Source organism: Thermopolyspora sp. NPDC052614, from assembly GCF_040678635.1.
In the GTDB taxonomy this organism is placed as follows: Bacteria; Actinomycetota; Actinomycetes; order Streptosporangiales; family Streptosporangiaceae; genus Thermopolyspora.
This window is the reverse complement of the sequence record NZ_JBFATZ010000009.1, coordinates 138,842-158,579: the sequence shown is the minus strand read 5'-3', so window position 1 is coordinate 158,579 and position 19,738 is coordinate 138,842. Positions and strand designations below refer to the sequence as shown.

General features: G+C 70.4%; 11 protein-coding genes. 6 read left to right on the top strand and 5 right to left on the bottom strand.

Annotated features, from left to right (window positions below; genetic code table 11):
- Positions 1-36: 36 nt before the first annotated feature.
- Both AB0K60_RS20800 and AB0K60_RS20795 read left to right on the top strand, forming a co-directional pair.
- On the top strand, positions 37-3,618 hold the full coding sequence (locus AB0K60_RS20800; RefSeq protein WP_364057184.1) for a UvrD-helicase domain-containing protein: 3,582 nt from the start codon (positions 37-39) through the stop codon (positions 3,616-3,618).
- Between the two features lie 28 nt (positions 3,619-3,646).
- Positions 3,647-4,087 (top strand): SRPBCC family protein, encoded by a 441-nt coding sequence (locus AB0K60_RS20795; RefSeq protein WP_364057181.1) that lies wholly within the window; start codon positions 3,647-3,649, stop codon positions 4,085-4,087.
- A 315-nt stretch (positions 4,088-4,402) separates the two neighbouring features.
- Here the strand turns inward: AB0K60_RS20795 and AB0K60_RS20790 are convergent, their stop codons facing one another.
- The 3 genes from AB0K60_RS20790 to AB0K60_RS20780 all read right to left on the bottom strand — a co-directional run bounded on the left by AB0K60_RS20790 (position 4,403) and on the right by AB0K60_RS20780 (position 10,763).
- Positions 4,403-6,613: a transglycosylase domain-containing protein gene (locus tag AB0K60_RS20790; RefSeq protein WP_364057178.1), complete on the bottom strand. Its 2,211-nt coding sequence runs from the start codon at positions 6,611-6,613 to the stop codon at positions 4,403-4,405.
- Between the two features lie 191 nt (positions 6,614-6,804).
- Positions 6,805-7,524 (bottom strand): HNH endonuclease family protein, encoded by a 720-nt coding sequence (locus AB0K60_RS20785; protein WP_364057175.1) that lies wholly within the window; start codon positions 7,522-7,524, stop codon positions 6,805-6,807.
- 143 nt (positions 7,525-7,667) lie between these two features.
- Complete coding sequence (locus AB0K60_RS20780) at positions 7,668-10,763, bottom strand: BTAD domain-containing putative transcriptional regulator (protein WP_364057172.1); 3,096 nt, start codon at positions 10,761-10,763, stop codon at positions 7,668-7,670.
- 589 nt (positions 10,764-11,352) lie between these two features.
- Here AB0K60_RS20780 and AB0K60_RS20775 point away from each other — a divergent pair.
- Together AB0K60_RS20775 and AB0K60_RS20770 are read left to right on the top strand one after the other, a co-directional pair.
- On the top strand, positions 11,353-12,585 hold the full coding sequence (locus AB0K60_RS20775) for a hypothetical protein (RefSeq protein WP_364057169.1): 1,233 nt from the start codon (positions 11,353-11,355) through the stop codon (positions 12,583-12,585).
- On the top strand, positions 12,582-13,031 hold the full coding sequence (locus tag AB0K60_RS20770) for a hypothetical protein (protein WP_364057166.1): 450 nt from the start codon (positions 12,582-12,584) through the stop codon (positions 13,029-13,031). Before AB0K60_RS20775 ends, AB0K60_RS20770 begins: the two co-directional genes overlap by 4 nt.
- Here AB0K60_RS20770 and AB0K60_RS20765 read toward each other — a convergent pair.
- Both AB0K60_RS20765 and fdhA read right to left on the bottom strand, forming a co-directional pair.
- Positions 12,946-15,066, bottom strand: a complete 2,121-nt coding sequence (locus AB0K60_RS20765; RefSeq protein ID WP_364057163.1) for a tetratricopeptide repeat protein — start codon at positions 15,064-15,066, stop codon at positions 12,946-12,948. The genes AB0K60_RS20770 and AB0K60_RS20765 overlap by 86 nt on opposite strands.
- A gap of 583 nt (positions 15,067-15,649) precedes the next feature.
- Complete coding sequence (fdhA, locus tag AB0K60_RS20760) at positions 15,650-16,873, bottom strand: formaldehyde dehydrogenase, glutathione-independent (RefSeq protein WP_364057160.1); 1,224 nt, start codon at positions 16,871-16,873, stop codon at positions 15,650-15,652.
- A gap of 150 nt (positions 16,874-17,023) precedes the next feature.
- Here fdhA and AB0K60_RS20755 point away from each other — a divergent pair, with 150 nt between their 5' ends.
- Positions 17,024-18,121, top strand: coding sequence for a DUF917 domain-containing protein (locus AB0K60_RS20755; protein WP_364057157.1), 1,098 nt, complete (start codon positions 17,024-17,026; stop codon positions 18,119-18,121).
- Complete coding sequence (locus AB0K60_RS20750; RefSeq protein WP_364057154.1) at positions 18,114-19,697, top strand: hydantoinase/oxoprolinase family protein; 1,584 nt, start codon at positions 18,114-18,116, stop codon at positions 19,695-19,697. The genes AB0K60_RS20755 and AB0K60_RS20750 overlap by 8 nt, the downstream gene beginning before the upstream one ends.
- The last annotated feature ends 41 nt before the right edge of the window (positions 19,698-19,738 follow it).

Sequence of the window (19,738 nt, the reverse complement as noted above, 5' to 3'; positions counted from 1 at the left end):
CCGCGCGCACCGACCGGGCTGTGGCAGAATTCGCGGGTGCGTTTCACCGCCGACCTGCATATTCATTCGAAATACTCCAGGGCCTGCAGCAAAGACTGCGATCTGGAACATCTGACCTGGTGGGCCAGGCGCAAGGGCGTCACGCTCGTGGGGACGGGTGATTTCACCCATCCGGCGTGGTTTGACCATCTGCGGGAGACGCTTGTCCCGGCCGAGCCGGGCCTGTTCCGGCTGCGCGACGACCTGGATCGGGAGATCGCCCGTACGCTGCCGCCGGTCCTCGCCGCCGAGCCGGTCAGGTTCATGCTCTCGGTCGAGATCTCGACGATCTACAAGCGGGGCGAACGCACCCGCAAGGTCCACCACCTGGTGTACGTGCCGGGCTTCGAGGAGGCCGAGCGCTTCAACGCCCGCCTTGGCCGCATCGGCAACCTGGGGTCGGACGGCCGCCCGATCCTCGGGCTCGACTCGCGCGACCTGCTGGAGATCACGCTGGAGTCCGGCGAGGGCTCCTACCTCGTCCCGGCGCACGTGTGGACGCCGTGGTTCGCCGTTTTCGGCTCCAAGTCCGGCTTCGACGCCATCGAAGAGTGCTACGTGGACCTGGCCGACCACATCTTCGCGCTGGAGACCGGCCTGTCCAGCGATCCGGCGATGAACTGGCGGGTGTCGGGCCTGGACCGGTACCGCCTGGTCAGCAACTCCGACGCGCACTCGCCGCCGATCCTCGGGCGGGAGGCGACGCTCTTCGACACGGATTTGGACTATTTCGCGGTACTGCGGGCGCTGCGCACCGGGGAGGGGCACGCCGGGTCGCTGGAGTTCTTCCCCGAGGAGGGCAAGTACCACGTCGACGGGCATCGCAAGTGCGATGTCCGCATGGAGCCGCAGGAGACCCGCGCGCACAACGGCCTCTGCCCCGAATGCGGCAAACCGCTCACGGTGGGCGTGCTGAGCCGCGTGGAGGAGCTGGCCGACCGGCCCGAGGGTTTCCGGCCGGAGGGCGCGGCTGACTTCCGCAGCCTTGTGCCGCTGCCGGAGATCATGAGCGAGATCCTGGGCGTCGGGCCGAAGAGCAAGCGGGTCGTCGGCGAGATCAACAAGCTCACCGCCGCGCTCGGTCCCGAACTGAAGATCCTCCAAGATGTGCCGGTCGAGGAGGTCGAGACCTATTCGCCGCAACTCGCCGAGGCGCTGCGGCGGTTACGCCGCGGCGAGGTGATTCGCGAGGCCGGGTACGACGGCGAGTACGGCGTGATCCGCCTGTTCGAGCCGGGCGAGTTGGCCCGCGCGAGCGCCGCCGCCACCCCGTCCCTGTTCGACGATTCCCTGTTCGACCTGCCCGTCGCCCCGGCCAAGCCCAGCCCCCGGCAGGGTCGGAAGGGCCGCGCCGGAGCCTCCAACGACGGGCAACCGGCCGCGTCCCCCGCGCGTGACGGCGCGGCGGACGACCGCGAAGCTCTGGCCGTGATCAACGGCTCCGACGATCCCGCCGTACGGCCGGCGACACAGCGGCCACCGGCGTCCGATGGGGATCAGGGCGGGGAGTCCCGCCCATCCGGCCATCCGGGGAGCTCGGCCGATGCAACGCGGCGGCCACCTGCGTCCGGCAAGGACCAAGACGCGGGGTCCCGCGCGTCCGGCCAACCGGAAGGCTCGCTCAACACGACGCGGCGGCCACCCACATCCAGCGAGAACCAAGACGCGGGATCTCGCACGTCCGGCCAACCGGAAACCTCGGCCAACACGACACGGCGGCCACCCACATCCAGCGAGGACCAAGACGCGGAACCCCACTCGTCCAGCCGAGCGGGGAGCCCCGCCGTACCCGCCGCCGCGACATCGCTGCTCGACGGCCTCGACCCCGAGCAGCGCGCGGCGGCCGAGATCACCGAAGGCCCGTTGCTGATCATCGCAGGACCGGGCACCGGCAAGACGCGCACGCTCACCCATCGCCTCGCCCACCTGGTCACTGCGGGCGGCGTACCTCCCGAGCACTGCCTGGCGATCACGTTCACGCGCCGGGCCGCTGAGGAGATGGCCGAACGACTCGCCGCCCTCGCCCCCGCGCACGCGCCCCGCCTGACCACCGCCACCTTCCACTCACTTGGCGTGCGCATCCTGCGCGAGCAGCACGAGCGCGCGGGACTCGGCCCCCGTTTCGGCATCGCCGACCAGGCCATGCGACTCGCCATCGCCGCCGAGTTCACCGGCGACGACCGCTCCGCCCGTCGCCTGCTCACCGACCTGTCGAACTGGCGCCGCACCGGCGGCACGCCGGACGCACGCCCCGACCTCGCCGACCGCTACCTCGCGACGCTGCGGCAGCGCGATCTGGTCGACTTCGACGATCTGATCGCGCTGCCGGTCGCCCTGCTGGAGGACGACCCGGACCTGGCCGCGCACTACCGGGACCGCTACCGGTGGATCTCCGTCGACGAGTACCAGGACGTTGACGACCAGCAGTATCGCCTGCTCCGCCAGCTCGCCCCGCCGGATGGCAACCTGACCGCGATCGGCGACCCCGACCAGGCGATCTACCGTTTCCGCGGCGCCGACGTCGGCTTCTTCCTGCGTTTTCAGCAGGACTTCCCCACCGCCCGCACGGTACGGCTGACGCGCAACTACCGCTCCGCCGCGCCCATCCTCACCGCCGCCCTCCAGGTGATCTCCCCCACGACCCTGGTCCCCGGCCGCGAACTCCACCCGATGGGCGCGCACCCGGACGTCCCGGTGGGGCTGCACCGGGCGGTCACCGAGCAGGCCGAGGCGTCGTTCGTCGCCCGTACCATCGAGCAGTTGCTGGGCGGGGCGTCGTTCCATTCGTTCGACAGCGGCCGGGTGGACTCCGACGGCGCGGGCGGCCTCGGCTTCTCAGACTTCGCCGTGCTGTACCGGACCGACCGGCAGGCACGCGCGGTGATGGCGGCGCTGACCAACGCCGGGCTTCCGTTCCAGAAGCGCTCCCACGACCGGCTCGCCGACCGGCCCGGCGTCGAGCGGCTCCTCGCCGAGCTGGCGTACGCGCCGGAGAGCGGCGAGACGGCGGGCGTGCCCATCGTGAAACGCCTGCGCGTGGCCGCCGACGCCCTGCTCGACCGGCTCCCGGCGGGCCCCGCGGACGACGAGTCGGCCGATGACCTCCCTGCCCAGCTCAACACCGCCCTCGACCTGCTCAAACCGCTCGCCGAACGCTGCGGCGACGACATGGAGCGGTTCCGCACCGAGCTGGCCCTCGGCGTCGAGGTGGACACCTGGGACCCCCGCGCCGACCGCATCTCCCTGCTGACGCTGCACGCCTCCAAGGGCCTGGAGTTCCCGGTGGTCTTCCTGGTCGGATGCGAGGACGGCCTGCTGCCCCTGCGCCCGCCCGGCATCCGGCCCGAGGACCTTGAGGAGGACCACGTCAACGAGGAACGCCGCCTGCTGTTCGTCGGCATGACCCGCGCCGAACGGCACCTCTACATCAGCCACGCCGCCGAACGCGTCCGCCAGGGCGCCGCCCGCGCCACCGGCCGCTCTCCGTTCCTCAACGACCTCGACACCGCCGCCTGCCAGGTCGTCGGCGAGGCCGTACCGCGTCGCAAGCCCCGGGAGATCCAGCTCCGGCTGCTCTAGATCGGCGCGTACGGGGAAGGACGCGGACATGGCCGAAGTCGCTGTGACCGTGGACGCCGACGCCGCCCCCGAGCGGGTCTTCGCCGTGCTGACCGACTGGGACCGGCACGGCGAGTGGATGTTCCTGACGCGGGCGCGCGTGGTGCGCGGGGACGGGCACAGCGCGGGCAGCGGCCTGGCCGCGTTCACCGGGGTCGGGCCGCTGGGCTTCCTCGACACGATGGAGATCACCCGGTGGGATCCGCCGCGTATCGTGGAGGTGCGGCACACCGGGCGGCTGGTCCGGGGCACCGGCGTCTTCCAGGTACGGCCCCGCCCTCAGGGCGGCAGCACGATCCGGTGGCAGGAGCACCTGGACCTGCCGTTCGGCCCGGCCGGCCACCTGGGCTGGCTGGCGGCCGGGCCGATCAGCGCGGTCTTCCTGCGGTGGTCGCTGCGGCGGCTGGCCCGGTTGAGCGAGAACCGCTAGCGCCGTGACCGCCTCGCCGCTGCGCCGGGTTCGCCCTTCCAGGCGCGGCCAGGGCGTGCCGACCCACGGCGCGGACCGTCGCCCCAGGAACGGCCGCCCGACCTCGGTGGACCCGCACGGGCGTCGCAGCGGACGATGCCCGGTCCCGAGTCGGATCGGAGCTCGTTCTTCCACAGCTCGCGCTCGTCGCGGCATGGGGCGGCGACGACGGCGTTGCCAGGCCTGTTGTCGCCGTAGAACGTCACGGCGGCGCTCAGGCCCACTCGGGGGTGGGCCTGAGCGCGGGGATGCACCTAAACGTGAAGCTGGGCGGGATCAGCCGTTCTCCTCGAACCGCGGTCCGCCGTCACCGCCGCCGCCGTTTCCACCGCCGCCGCCGTTGCCGTTGCCGTTGCCACCACCGTTGCCGCCGCCTCCGCCGTTGCCGCGGCCGTCGTTTCCACCGCCGCCGCCGAGGTCGTCGCCGCCGCCGTCACCGCCATCACCGCCGTCACCGCCGTCGTCGCCTCGGGAGACGGGGGCGCAGCTCGCGCTGCAGCCGCCGAACCGGGCCGTGTTGATCGGCGTGAAGGACTCGGCCGGCACGCCCTTCAGCGCGGCGAGCATCGTCTCCTTGAAGATCGGCCCCGGCAGCGTCGCCCCGAAGACCGAGGGGTAGTACCGCCCGCCGATGGTGACGTTGTTCAGCTTGTACTTGATCGAGCCCCGCGGGTCGCCGATGCTCACCGCGGCGGCGATGTTCGGGGTGAATCCGGCGAACCAGGCACTGGCCTGGTCGTCGGTGGTGCCGGTCTTGCCCGCTACGTCACGGCCGATGCCGCCGACGCCGCGCATCGTGCCCTTGGTGAACACGCCCTGGAGGATGGACGCGGTGGCGTCCGCGACCTCGGGGTCGAGCGCCTGCCGGCACTTGGGACGGTACTTGGTGGTCTTGCCGTCCCGGTCGGTGATCTCGGTGATCGCCATCGGCTGGCAGTACTTGCCCCGGGCGCCGATCGCCGCGTACGCGCTCGCCACGGTCACCGGGTCCATCTCATTGGTGCCGAGCGTGAACGTCGAGAACTCCAGCAGCTTCTGCCCGTCGGAGCGCTTGATGCCCAGCGACTTGGCCGTCTGGATGACGTCGCACAGGCCCACCTTCTGCTCCAGCGCCATGAAGAAGGTGTTGACCGATCCCCAGGTGCCCGTCTGCAGGGTGCGGAAGCCACCGCCGCCGCCTTCGGCGTTGGTGACGGTGTGGCTCGGGTCGCCGATGTTCTCGCCCTTGCAGTTCTTGAACGCGTAGTAGCCGGGCGCCCGGTAGCCCGAGCCGGTGCTCAGCCCGTCGTTGACCTTCATGCCCTCCTTGAGGGCCGTGATCAGGGTGAATACCTTGAACGTGGAGCCCGCCTGGAAGCCGGTGCCGCCGCCGTGCGCGGCGTCGGCGACCACGTTGTACGACATCTCGTTCCTGCGCTTGCTGGTGCCGTACTTGCGGCTCGCCGCCATCGCCTTGATCGCCCCCGTGCCCGGCTCGACCAGGGCCTCGGACGCGACGGGCTTGTCGGTGGCGTACACGAACTTGCGGATGGCCTTGTCCGCCGCCGCCTGCATCTTCGGGTCGATCGTCGTCTTGATCGTCAGCCCGCCGCGGTTGAGGAAGCGCAGCCGACTCTTCGGGGTCTTGCCGAATTCGGGGTTGTTCAGGATCTCGTACCGGACGTACAAGCAGAAGTACGGATACTTGCTGGCTTCGCACCCGCCGGGCAGGTCCGTCCCCTTGTACCCGAGCTTGCGGGCCTTGGCCGCGGCCTCCTGCTCCCGAGTGATCTTCCCGAGTTCCCGCATGCGGGTGAGCACGACGTTGCGCCGTGCCAGCAGCCGCTCGCGATGCGCCTTGCCGAGTTCCGGGTCCGTGCTGATCGGCTCCTGTACGGCTCCCGCCAGCGTCGCCGCCTCCGCCAGGTCGAGCTCGGAGGCCGACTTGCCGAAGAAGCGCTTGGCCGCCGCCTCGATGCCGTTGGCGCCCGCGCCGAAGTAGGCGATGTTGAGGTACTTCTCCAGGATCTCGTCCTTGGTGTACTTCTGCTCGACCGCCATCGCGTACCGCAGCTCGTTGAGCTTGCGCGCGTAGCTGGGCGCGATCGCCTTGTTGCGCTCTTCCTCGGTCTCGGCCTGGTTGAGCAGCACCTGCTTGACGTACTGCTGGGTGATGCTGGAGCCGCCCTGGCTCACCCCGCCCGACCGCAGGTTCGCGGCGAGCGCGCGCAGCAAGCCCTCGGGGTCGACGGCGCCGTGCTGGTAGAAGCGGTAGTCCTCAATCGAGATGATCGCGGTCTTCATGACGTCCGCGACCTTGCTGAGTGGCACCACCTCGCGGTACTGCTCGTAGAACTGCGCGATCTGGTTGCCGTTGGCGTCCAGAACCGTGGTCTTCTCCGCGAGCGGAGGTTCCTTCAGCTCTTCCGGCTTCAGGTTCAACTCGTTCGCGGCGGTCCGGATCCCCAGCCCGGCCCCGCCCACGGCCGGAAACGCGATGGCCGCCACCAGCAGCCCCGCGACCGCGCCCGCCCCCAGCAGACTCGCTATCGTTGACCCAGCCCAAGCCGGAACTTTTCCCCGATTTGGCATACGGCAAGGTTATTGCGTCTCGCGGGGTTCGCGGGACGTAAAAGGACACAGACGCCCAACGGAAGTGAGCCGCCGCTCCCGGCCCGGTCGTCTCGTCACCGCCGACCTCATCGGCACTGCCCGAGCATGGCGATCTTGTCGGCCCTCGTCACCGGTAGATCGTACTTTAGCGCTACCTGGGCGAATCGCACCACATAAGCGCAACGGATCTTGCGGTCCGGCGGCAGCCACGTCGCCGGCCCCGCGCCCCCCTTCTCCTCGTTGACCGGCCCGTACACCGGCATCAGATTCAGCGGATCGTTCGCGATCCGTAATCGTTTCGCCCGCGACCACCGCGACGCCCCCATCCGCCAGCCGTACGACAGCGGCACCACGTGATCGACCTGCACCCGGTCGTGCTCCCGCTTCCGCCACTCGATTCTCCACCCCGTGTACGGATCCCGCAGCATCATCGCCACGACCACACACGCCGACCCCCGCCGATACCTGATCTCCTCCCCGTCCCGGGCCAGCAGATCATCCCGAGTCCGGCACCCGTTCCCCGCGTACGGCACCCCCTTGGCCGTGTCCGCCCAGTTCTCGCCGTACCGCTCACGGCGATACCCGGCCTTCGCCCCCATCGCCCCGACCCGCACCCGCTTGATGAGCCGCACCGCCGCCGCCCGCTTCCGCGCCCCCGAAACGGGCGCCAGCCCCGGCCGCGTCCCGTCCGCGTTCTCCAGCGGCGCCGCCCTCTCCGCCCGCGCCGCCGGCTCCCCCTCCGGTACGGCCTGCGACACGATCAGCAGCGCCGCGGCCACCACCACAGCCACCTCAGCCGCCCGCACCGCGCCCCCCCCGACTGCCCCCCGACTGCCCCCGACCGCCCGCCGCCGCCAACCGCTTTGCCGGGTGAATTCCCGCCGAAGACCTGGTCAACACGTTGTGCGGCGACGAGCCCACCGATTACGGCGGCCGAAACAGGGGCGTTTCAGTCTGCATGCCCAGAAATCCCACCGTGCGTCTGCAGGTGCAAGGTGATCGCCTCGGCGAACTCACTCAGGCCCATGTCCTCGTACAGCCCGCGCGCCTCACGCCAGGCCATGCGCGCCCCGTCGCGGTCACCGGATCGGAGCAGCGTCAGCGCCTGCCCGTCGAGGATCTTCGCCTGCTGCAGTGGATCATCGATTTCCCTCACCATCGCGAGCGCCTCGTCGTAGAGCCTCAGGGCGAATTCGTGATGGTCCAGGTCGCGCCGCGTGGCGGCGATCCCCGCGAGCGCGCGTGCCTCCTGCGAGCGGCAGCCGACGTCCTCCGCCATGATTTTCGCCTCCTGGAAATGGCGGAAGGCGACCTCCGGCCGCGCCATGTCCAGGTACACCTCGGCGATCCCGTTGAGCACATCGATCTGGTTCTGCCGGTCACCGGACTCCTGGTACGCCGCGAGGGCCCTCCCGTAGCACTCCAGCGCGGTCTCGTACTGCTTCCGGTACTTGTGTAGATCGCCCTGATTGTGGTCGAGAATTGCGTGATTGTCCTGCCCGGTCAGGTTCTTGAGGATGACCAGCGCCTGGCGATACAGCCTGTCCGCCTCCCTGTGGCGTGCCGTGCTCTGCGCGACATGCCCTTTGTTGTTCAGGGTCTTTATTTCGCTGTACCGGTCGCCGATCTCCCGATAGATCCGCAGCGCCTCGTCGAACAACCGATCCGAATCCGCGAAGCGACCCAGGCCCCACCTCGCCATCGCCCCATATCGGAGCACGTCGGCGGTGCCCTTCTTGTCGCCGAGATCCCGGTAGATGTCCGCCGCCTCCCCCCAGACGGCCAACGCCTTCCTGCGCCTGTCCTTTCCGTAGTGGGCCAGGCCCAGCCATTCGAGACACTTGGCCTTCTCCCGAAGGCACCCATGCGCCTCGTATATCCCCCGTGCCTTCTCGACCTGGTGTATCGATTCGTCGTAGAACGCGGTCCGGAACCGGACGAGACCGAGGTCGAGCGCCGCCCGCGCCATCGCCAGACGGTCGCCGGTGTCGCCGCACGCCCGCACGGCCAACGTGTGCGCCTGCGCGGCCTCGGCGTACAGATGCTGGAAGTCGAGGTACTCGGCCATCAGATGCGTGAGCTGGGCGCACTGTGCCTGCCACTCGTGCTCGGCCGCGTACCGCGCCAGTTTCAGGACGTTGCGCCACTCGGCGTCGAACCACGCCTGCGCGGTCGCGGAGTCAAGGGGTTCCCGGCCGTCGTTCTCGGGCACCGTGAACGTCTTCCAGCGGTTCGGGAACAGCGCCCGGTCGGCGGCGTCGACGGCCTGGATGTAGTGGCAGAGGAGCCGTCGTTCGGCGGCGCGATTGTCCCGCGCGGGATCGTCCTGCCGGGCGAGGTCGCGGGCGACGCCGCGCACGAGGCGGTGGAGCCGGTAGCGACCGTGCTCGCCCTCCTCGATCAGGTGACGGCGGAGCAGCGCGTCAACGAGTTCCTCCGCAGCGTCCCGGGCCATGCCGGTGAGCACGCTCACCACGTCCACGGTCATATCCTCGCCGGGGTACAGACCGAGGCGGCGGAACGCCCGTTGCCGCTCGGCGGGCAGGCGACGGTAGGAGAGCCGCACCGCCTCCGTGATCTTGGGGACCCGCCGGATCAGCGGGTTTCCCCCGGGCTCTCGTAGCCGCAGCGCCAGTTCGTGGATGGCGAGCGGGAGCCCGGCACAGATCCGCAGCATCCGCCGGGTCGCGACGGGAGGCGGGCCGTCGTCGGTCAGCCTCGACCACAGCGTGGCCGAGTCACGCTCGGTGAGCTCTCGAAGGGGAACGCGCCGCATTCCGGGGATGAGGTCCACCCGGACGCGACTGGTGACCAGCATGAGCCCGCTCATCTGGTCCGGGTCGCCGGGAAGAAGCGGCCGAATGTGCTCCAATCCGTCCGCGTCGTCGAGGATCACGATGGCGCGCAGGGTCGCGGCCCGCTTCCGCCACATCGCCGAACGCTCGTCGAGCGTGGCCGGGATCCGGGACGGCGGAACGCCGGTCATCCGGAGGAGTTCGGCGAGCGCCGTTCGCGCGTCGAGTGGCGGCTGCTCCGGGTCGTGGGCCTTCAGATCCAAGTACAGCCGGCCTTGCGGGTAACCGTCCGCGAGGTGGTGCGCGGCGTGCACCGCCAATGCCGTTTTCCCGACGCCCGGCATCCCTTCGATGACCACCAGCCCGGCGCCCTTGCGATCGGCTCGTACGGCGGCGATCAACTCCATCTCACGTTCCCGCCCGACGAAGTGGGGGACGTCGTCGGGGAACGGATTGAGGCGGGGAACGTCACCGAGCGGTTCATCGGTGAGCTCATCGTCGGCGCGAAGCAGCCGTTGATGCAGTTTGACCAGGTGCCGTCCAGGTTCGAGCCCGGTGGTCTCGACGACGTACGCGCGTGTCGTGCGGTAGACGGCGAGCGCCTCCGTCCGCCGACCGCTCGCGGCCAGAGCCGTCATGAGGTGAGCGGCGAGAATCTCATCGTCCGGGCGCTGCTCGACCATGCCGGGCAGCTCGTTGAGGGCCTTCGTATACCGCCCTAGACGCACCTCCAGAGCGATGCGTGCTCGGCGGATCTCAAAGAGCTTGTCGGCCAGAACCCGCCCCATCGCCCGGGCCCACGTTCCCGGCAGCCCGGCGAGTGGATCGCCGCCGCAAAGGCTCTCGGCCGCTCGATACAGCTCGATGGCACGTTCCAGGGCATCCTGCTGAGCCGCCGCGTCCGCCTCGATATGCAGCCGGTTGAATCGGCACACGTCGATGCTCTCGGGATCGACCAGTATCGTGTACGTCCCCTGCTTCCCGATGATTCGCACGCGATCGGCGAGCGGACGCAACTGGCGACGAATCTTCGTGACGTATCTGTCGATCGTTCGGCGGGTCGTGTCGGACGGGGGCTCTCCCCATATGCGATCGCTGATTTTTTCTACGGAGACAGCCTGGTTCGGCGACATCAATAAGATCGCCAGTAGACACTGTTCCTTGGGTGTGCCGGCTGTCTGCTCGCGTCCCCCGACGTCAAGCCAAAGGCCCGGCCCCCTCGTGAGGAGCCGGAAGATGACCCCGTTCATCCGGTGTTTCACACACTCCCACGTGCGGATTTCTTGTGTGTGAAAAGTTTCTCGCCTTCTCCTGCGGAACTACAAAGACCGCATTGATATACGTAGCGCCGTGATCCGTCACCGCACGGCAACCCTCGTCGGCCCGCAAAGCGTTTTTCATGCCGACGGAAATGATTTCGGCGAGGGAGGAATCGGCGTAAGCCGCACGCTGATAACCGGCACGGGCCGAGCGCGGCCATGATCGTCTCGGGCCAAACCTCTCTAGAGAGGTACATCGCCGTGCACCCGGCGAGGAGCCGAGGATGTCCCGCGCGGAAGGCGCTCGCGGGCTCATCCGGGTAACCGTGCGCGCACTCGTCGCCATCGCCGCACGCAGCGCCGCCGCGACCCATGCGCGCCGGGCCGACCGAAGATCACATTTCCCGGCGAAACCGAGAAGCTCTCACATTCGATCGCGGATCACCCCGGCAACCGACGACCAATTTACCGCTTGTCCGGCAAATCGTCCTCCTTTTCGGGGGCAAACCATCCGCCTCCCGCCCGCATGCTCGCCCTGCGATCCCGCCCGGGGTCCGACAGGACGCGCATGGAGGCCGTCGTGACATGTGAGCAACAGATCGCCGTAGGGCCCATCTCCCAGGAAGCGGCCCGCGGAAACACGCGAGAGCCCGAACGCACCGTGCTGGTGGTGGTCCACTACTTCACCGCCGCCACCCGCCTGATGGACATCCTGCCGCTGATCGAATCCGATCACCGCGTCCAGGTCGTCTACACCGTCCCCCCGGCCTCGATCTTCTCGCGAGGAGCGCACGACTACCTCCGCGACACCGGGGCCCTGGTGATCCCCTGGTGGCAGGCGACCCAGCGACGCTTCGACCTGATCCTGGCGGCGGGCCAAGGGCTGCTGGAGCACCTGCACGGCCCGATCATGATGTTCCCGCACGGCGCGGGACCGACCACCTACTCCCGCCGGCTGCCGGGAGACGGCCCGGCCGCGCCGCGCCGGATGAACGGCCTCGGCCTGCGCGGACTGGTCGTACGCGGACGCGTCGTCCCCTCGGCGATCATGCTGGCGCACGAGGAGCACCGCCGCCTGCTCGCCGAGGAGTGCCCGGAGGCCGTCCCCGCCACGGTCGTCGCCGGTGACCTGTGCTTCGACCGCCTGCTGGCGAGCCGGCCGTACCGGACGGCCTATCGCAACGCGCTCGGCGCGGGACCGGCGCACAAGGTGCTGGTGGTGACGTCGCACTGGGGCAAGGGCTCGCTCTTCCACCAGCGCCCCGACCTGCTGCGCGACCTCGCCGCGAGCCTGCCCGCCGAGGACTTCCGCATCGCGGCCATCGTGCACCCGCACGTGTGGGTGTGGCACGGACGCCGCCAGGTCCACGCCTGGCTGACCGAGGCGACCCGCTCCGGGATCGTCCTGCTGCCGCCGGAGGAGGGCTGGCGCGCCGCGCTGATCGCGGCCGACCTGCTGATCGGCGACCGGGGATCGGTCACCCGGTACGGCGCGGCGCTCGGCCTCCCGGTCCTCCTCGCCCCCTGCGCCGCCGACCGGGTCATTCCCGGCACCCAGTTCGCCCTGCTCAACGAGATCGCCCCCCGGATCGACTTCGCCGCCCCGCCGGCGGCGCAGCTCGACGCGGCCGAACGCGCGTGGACCGCCGCGGACGCCGCCGCGTTGCGCAGCGCGCTCACCTCCGTGCCCGGCCAGGCCGCCGCGATCACGCGGGGGAAGATCTACCACCTGCTCGGCCTGGCGGAGCCCGCCGTCGCGCCCCTCGCCGAGCCCGTCCCCGCGCCTCTCCCGCTCGAATCAGCCGCCCGGTGAACCTCACCCGCGTGCACATCCGCGTACGGCTGCGCGACCGAACGATCACGTCGGCCGCGGACGAGCATCTCGCCGTCGCCGGTCACGAAGCGAGGTGGCTGCCCGCCGCCGACGTGATCATCTGTTCCGAGCCCTCGCGGCGCCCCGCCGAGGACGTCCACGCGCTCCTGGCCGCGTACCCGGGCTCCCTGGTCGTGGCCGTGGGCGCGCCCGACGGAGGTTGCGTGGTCGGCACGCGCGACGGGCAGCTGTCCGTCTTCCGCGGCGCCGACCCCGCGACCCTCGGCTCGATCGCACACGCCTGGACGCTGAGCGGCGGGCGGCTCGACGAGCTGAGGGGCGCGCTGATCCGGGCGACCATCACGAGGTCAGCTCCGCCAGCTTCGCCCGGACCACTTCGGCCTGCGGCGCGACGAGATCGACGAAGATCTCCAGCGCCCGGGTGAGGTGATCGCGTGCGCCCGCCACGTCTCCCGTCGCCACCAGGGCGTCCGCGAGGTACATGCTCGTTTTCGCCTGCTCGTGCCGGGCGCCGAGGCGCTCGGCCAGCAGGTGCGCCCTGCGGAGCGGGCCGATCGCCGAGCCGGGCCGGCCGGCCCGCAGCCAGGTCAGCCCCAGATCGGTCAAGGTACGGGCCTGCTCGAAGGTCTCGCCCAGCCCGGCGAAGAGCTCATACGTTCTGGTCAGGGTGTCCACCGCCTCGTCGAACCGCCCCGCGTCACGGTAGGCCTCGCCGAGCCGCCGCAGCATCCGGGTGACGCCACGGGGACGGCCCAGACGCTCGTGAATGGCGCGGGCCTGCTCGAAGTGGCCGATGGCCTCCTCGGCCCGGCCGAGCGCCAGGCACGTCGATCCCAGCCCGCTCAGCGCCGCAGCCTCGCCCACCGGGTGGTCGTTCGCACGTTCCAACTCGACGGCACGCCGATAGAGATCCGCGGCGTCGGAGTAGCGGTTGAGGTCCCGGTACGCGTAGGCCAGCGCCATCGACATCCGCGACTCGGCGAGGGGATTGCCCGACTCCTGAGCCGCGGTCACGGCCAGCTCGTGCGTCGAGAGCCACTGCTGGTAATGCTTGCGGAAGTAAAACAGACCCCAGAGCGACTCGCACAGCTCCCACGTGATGTCGTACCGGCCACGGTCGTAGGCGAGTTGCAGCACCGCGCACAGGTTCGGGAGCTCCTCCTCCAGCCAGTCGAGGGCCGCGGCCGGGTCGTCGAAGGCCGGCGGCTCGGCGCGCACGGCCTCATAGACCGGGCCGAGGTGCCAGCGGCCGGGAATCACCACGAGATCGGCCGCCGCCGCCGCGCGCAGGAACCACTTCGCCATCCGCACCTCGGCGGCGCGGTGCTCCTCGGGCGCGTCGATCTCCATCGCCTTGGCGTACGCGTGCAGCCTGAGCAGGTCATGAAATCGGTAGCGTTCCTCGCCCTCCTCCTGCACGAGGCTGGCCCCCGCCAGTTCGTCCAGCAGTTCGGCCGCGCGCCCCTCGTCGAGTTCGGCCGCCGCGGCGGCGACTCCGGCGCCGAACGTGGGACCGGGGTGCAGGCCGAGCAACCGGTACAGGAACGCCTCGTCGGCGGACAGCGCGGCGTACGAGACGTCGAACACCGCCTGGGTCGAGATGTCGGCGTCACTGCTGAGCACGGGCAGCCGCCGTTTGGCGTCATCGAGCTCGCGGACCAGACGCCCGACCGACCAGCGTGGGCGCAGCGCGAGCCGGGCGGCCGAGGCGCAGACGGCGATGGGGAGGCTGCCGCACAGGTTCACCAGGGTGGATGCCGCCTCGGCCTCCGCGCGGATCCGGTCCCGCCCCAGGACTCGACCGAGCAGTTCGACCCCCGCCTCGTGACGGAGGGGACGCAACTCCACGAAGTGGGCCCCATTGACGATCAGACCGGGGAGCCGGTGGCGAGTGGTCACGAGCACCAGGCTGCCTCCGGAGGAGGGCAGGAAGGACCGGACCTGAGCGGCCGAGATCGCATTGTCGAGCATGATGATCAGACGCCGTCCCGCCGTCGCCGAGCGGAAAAGCGTCACCTGCTCGTCCAACGCCGCGGGTACGTGATCGGGGGCGATGCCCAAGGCCCGCAGAAAGCGTTCAAGCACCTCTTCGACCGACGCCGCCCCGCCCGGCGTGAAGCCTCGCAGGTCGGCATAGAGCTGCCCGTCGGCGAAACGGTCCCGTACGCCGTGCAGCCAGCGCAGCGCCAAGGAGCTCTTGCCCACTCCGCCCAGCCCGCTGATCACGATGAGCGCGGGCGTCTGCGACGCCTCCATCGCCCGGCCCAGCCGTTCATCCAGCTCTCGCAATTCCGCCTCGCGGCCGACGAACACCGCGGGCACGGGCGGGAGCTGAGCCGGCGCCGGAGCGGACACCCGGCCGCCGACGGAGATCTGTACGCCTCCGTGGATGCTCCCGGCCTGGATGGCCGTGCCCCCCACCCCTCCGCTCATCTCGTTCCGCACCGACGCCCCGGGCACTTGCGATCCTTTCTCTTGGTCTTTCAATATTCACCTCCCAACAACGATCAGGCACGGCAGCAGAAGCGGACAGATGTCAACAACAAGGACATGAGTAACTTGCCTCGCACATTCAACGACAACCCGCCATGCCAAGCATCAATGGTGATTTATATGGCCAATCGCACTCACCTTACTTGAATAGAATTCGGTTCAAAATGGAGGACATTGAGGTCGCGAAAAAAGCCGCGAAACAGGAGCAGTTGGAGCCTCAACTCAAGTAGAGTGATCGTCATGAAGGGGCGCATTCCCCGGGCCCACTCGATATTTTTGCACGTCAAGAGGAGGTATGCGGCCATGAAGCAGCGGAAGAAGTTCCCGCCGGTCTTTTGGATCTAGTCGGATTCCGAGCCACCCGAAAATGATTCGGGTGGCTCGGAACCGAAATGTCCGGCGGCCTTTAACTCGCGAGGCGTCCACGACACGGTAGAACGCCGCAATATGCCTCACCCGGGGCTCGATCATGCCCCGGGTGAGGCCTCGTCGTCACCGCGATCTACCACACTCCGCCGAGCGGTTAATGCCGGTGACTCCGGCGGCCGCGTCAGGCGGCCTTGGGCAGCATGCCGTGCGGGTCGAGGACGTACTTGCGGGCGGCGCCGTGGTCGAAGTCCTCGTAGCCGCGCGGGGCGTCCTCAAGCGGGATCGTCGTGGCGTGCACCGCCTTGGCGATCTGCACGCGGTCGTGCAGGATCGCCATCATGAGTTGCCGGTTGTAGCGCATGATCGGGCACTGGCCGGTGGTGAAGGAGTGGGACTTCGCCCAGCCGAGGCCGATGCGAATGGACAGCGAGCCGTGCTTGGCGGCCTCGTCGACGCCGCCCGGGTCGCCGGTGACGTAGAGGCCGGGGATGCCGAGCGCGCCGCCCGCGCGGGTGACGTCCATGAGCGTGTTGAGCACGGTGGCGGGGTGCTCGCGCCGAGCCTCCTCGCCGTGGCCGCGGGCCTCGAAGCCGACGGCGTCGACGGCGCAGTCCACCTCGGGGGTGCCGAGGATCTGCTCGATCTGGTCCTTCGGCTCGCCCACGGACACGTCCACGGTCTCGCAGCCGAAGCTCCTCGCCTGCGCGAGGCGGTCCTTGTTCAGGTCGCCGACGATCACGACGGCGGCGCCGAGCAGGAACGCCGAGGCGGCGGCGGCGAGGCCGACCGGTCCGGCGCCGGCGATGTAGACGGTGGAGCCGGTCCCGACGCCGGCGGTGACGCAGCCGTGGTAGCCGGTGGGGAAGATGTCGGCGAGCATCGCCAAGTCGAGGATCTTCTCCATCGCCCGGTCGCGGTCCGGGAACTTCAACAGGTTCCAGTCCGCGTACGGCACCAGCACGTACTGGGCCTGGCCGCCCACCCAGCCGCCCATGTCCACGTATCCGTACGCGGACCCGGCGCGTTCGGGGTTGACGTTCTCGCAGACGCCGGTCTTGCCCTCCTTGCAGTTGCGGCAGCGGCCGCAGGCGATGTTGAACGGCACCGACACCAGGTCGCCGACCTTGATGAACTCCACGTCCCGGCCGGTCTCGACCACCTCGCCGGTGATCTCGTGGCCGAGGATGAGCCCCGCGGGCGCGGTCGTACGGCCGCGCACCATGTGCTGGTCGCTGCCGCAGATGTTGGTCGCGATCGCCTTGACGATCGCGCCGTGCTGCACCTTGCGTCCGATGTTGGCCGGGTTCACCCCGGGACCGTCCTTCACCTCGAACTCGGGATACTCGGTCTCCTCGACCTGAACCCTTCCCGGTCCCTCGTAGACGACGGCCTTGTTGCCGGGCATCGCGATCCCCCCAAACCGCTCAAAACACCCCTAATCACTCGGGCCCTACCCGCACGCCTACCGCCCATGTCGTCTTCGAGCAATCAAAAGCGGAATGATGTCGTACGTCCGGGGTTGAAGCGGACTGGCCGATTGATGGAGGCTCGCGACGTGCCATCAAGGATCACTCTCGACGACGTGGACGCCCTCGCCCGCGGCTGCGCCGTCCTCGGCACCGGCGGCGGAGGAAACGTACGCACCGGGGCCTTAGCGGCGAAACGGGCACTGCGCGAGCACGGCGAGGTGCCGCTCATCAAGCTGTCCGCGCTGCCGGACGACGCCCTCGTGGTGCCGCTGTCCGGCATCGGGGCCCCCACCGTGGGCTTCGAGATGATCCAGAGCGCCGACGAGCCGCCGCGCATCGCCGACGAGATCGAGCGGCTCTTCGGGCGGCGGCCGTCGGCGATCATGCCGTCGGAGATCGGCGGCTCGAACGGCGTCTACCCGGTGGCCTGGGCCGCGCAGCTCGGCCTGCCGCTGCTCGACGCCGACGGCATGGGCCGCGCCTTCCCCGAGGTGCAGATGGTCTCGATGTACGTGGCGGGGCTCCCGGCCGAGCTCGTCATCCTCACCGACGTGGTGGGCAACGTGGTGACGATCCGCCCGGTGGACGGGCTGTGGTCCGAGGCGCTCGCCCGCGCCGTCTGCGTCGCGTCGGGCTCGGCCGCGCTCATGGCCGACTACGTGCTGACCGCCCGGCAGGCGCGCGGGGCGGTGATCGAGGGCACGGTGAGCAGGGCGATCGCCATCGGCCGGGCCACCGAGGGGGCCGCCGACCCGCTCGCCACGCTGCAGGCCGAGCTGGGCGCGGCCCGGCTGATCACCGGCAAGCTCGTGGACGTCGAGCGGCGCACCACCGGCGGCTTCGCCCGCGGCACCGCCGTGATCGAGGGCACCGGGGACGACCGGGGCCGCACCCTCACCCTGGAGATCCAGAACGAGAACCTCGTGGCCAAGCAGGTGGCCGAGCAGGGCGACCGGGTGCTGGCGATGGTCCCCGACCTGATCACCGTGGTGGACACCCAGACCGCCACCGCGGTGGGGACCGAGGGGCTCGTGTACGGCCAGCGGGTGACCGTGCTGGCCTGGCCGTGCGACCCGCTGTGGCGCACCCCCAAGGGACTGGAGACGGCCGGGCCGCGGGCGTTCGGCTACGACCTCGACTACCGGCCCGTGGAGACCCTGTTCGAGGAGGTGGCGGGTGCCTGACGGGGTGAAGCCCGCGGACGGCGGGCCGTTGCGCGTGGGGATCGACGTCGGGGGGACCAACACCGACGCCGTCGTGCTGGACGCGGACGACCGCGTGATCGCCAAGGCGAAGCGGCCCACCACGCCGGACGTGACCGAGGGGCTGCGCGCGGCCCTGGACGCCGTGCTGGCGGAGCTGGGCGAGGACGCCGGCGTACGTCAACGGATCAACCGGGTGATGCTCGGCACGACGCACGCCACCAACGCGATCCTGGAGCGCCGGGCGCTCGGCCGGGTCGCCGTGCTGCGGGTGGGCGCGCCCGCCACGACCGTGATCCCGCCGCTGACCGACTGGCCGGAGGATCTGCGCAAGGTGGTCGCGGCCGGGGTGGCGATCGTGCCGGGCGGTCATTTCGTGGACGGGCGGGCGATCGTGCCGCTCGGCGAGGACGCCATCCGCCGCTTCCTCGGCGGCCTCCGGGACGGCATGGACGGGGTGGACGCGGTCGCGGTGACCGGCGTGTTCAGCCCGGCCTCCGGCGACCAGGAGAACCGGGTCGCCGAGATCGTCCGCGAGGAGCTGGGCGAGTTGCCGATCTCGCTCAGCCACCAGGTCGGCAGCCTCGGCCTGCTCGAACGCGAGAACGCCACCGTGCTCAACGCCGCCCTGTACGGCGTGGTGCGCGACGTGGCCGACGCGCTGGTGGCGGCGACGCGGGAACGCGGCGTGTCGGCGCGGCCGTACCTGGCGCAGAACGACGGCACGCTGATGACGGTGGAGCACGCGGTCCGCCACCCGGTGCTGACGATCGGGTCCGGCCCGGCGAACTCGCTGCGCGGCGCGGCCTTCCTGTCCGGCGTCGAGGACGCGATCGTCGCCGACGTGGGTGGAACGTCCACCGATCTGGGCGTGCTGGCGGGCGGGTTCCCGCGCGAGTCCGCGGCGGCGGCGGAGATCGGCGGCGTGGTGACGAACTTCCGCATGCCCGACATCCTGTCCCTGGCGCTCGGCGGCGGCACGGTCGTGGGCGCGGCGGGGAAACTCGGCCCGGAGTCGGTGGGGTACCGCATCGCGCGGGAGGCGCTGGTGTTCGGCGGCGGCACGCCGACGATGACCGACGCGGCGGTGGCGGCCGGGCGCGGCGTGGTGGGCGCCTTCGCGGTGCCGGAGGTACGGCGGGCCGAGCTCGCGGCGGCGCTGGCCGCGGCCGACGCGATGGTGGCCGACGCGGTGGACCGGATGTCGCTCGGGCGGACGGGCCGGCCGCTGGTCGCGGTGGGCGGCGGGGCCTTCCTGCTGCCCGACGGCATCCCGGGCGTGAGCCGGGTGATCCGGCCCGCGGACGCCGACGTCGCCAACGCCGTGGGGGCCGCGATCGCCTATGCGAGCGGCAGAGTGGATACGATCTTGCCAACGGGTGGCGGCCGGGCGCGTGCCTTGGAACGGGCGAAACTTCAGGCCGTCGAGCGTGCCGTGGCCGCCGGGGCCGACCCGGCGACCGTCGAGATCGTGGAACTCGTCGAGGTGCCGCTCAGCTACCTCCCGCAGCCCGCCGTCCGCGCCCACGTCAAGGCGGCCGGGCCGCTGTCACACTGACCCACGAGAGGACATCCCCCACAATGCGTTGGCATAAGCGT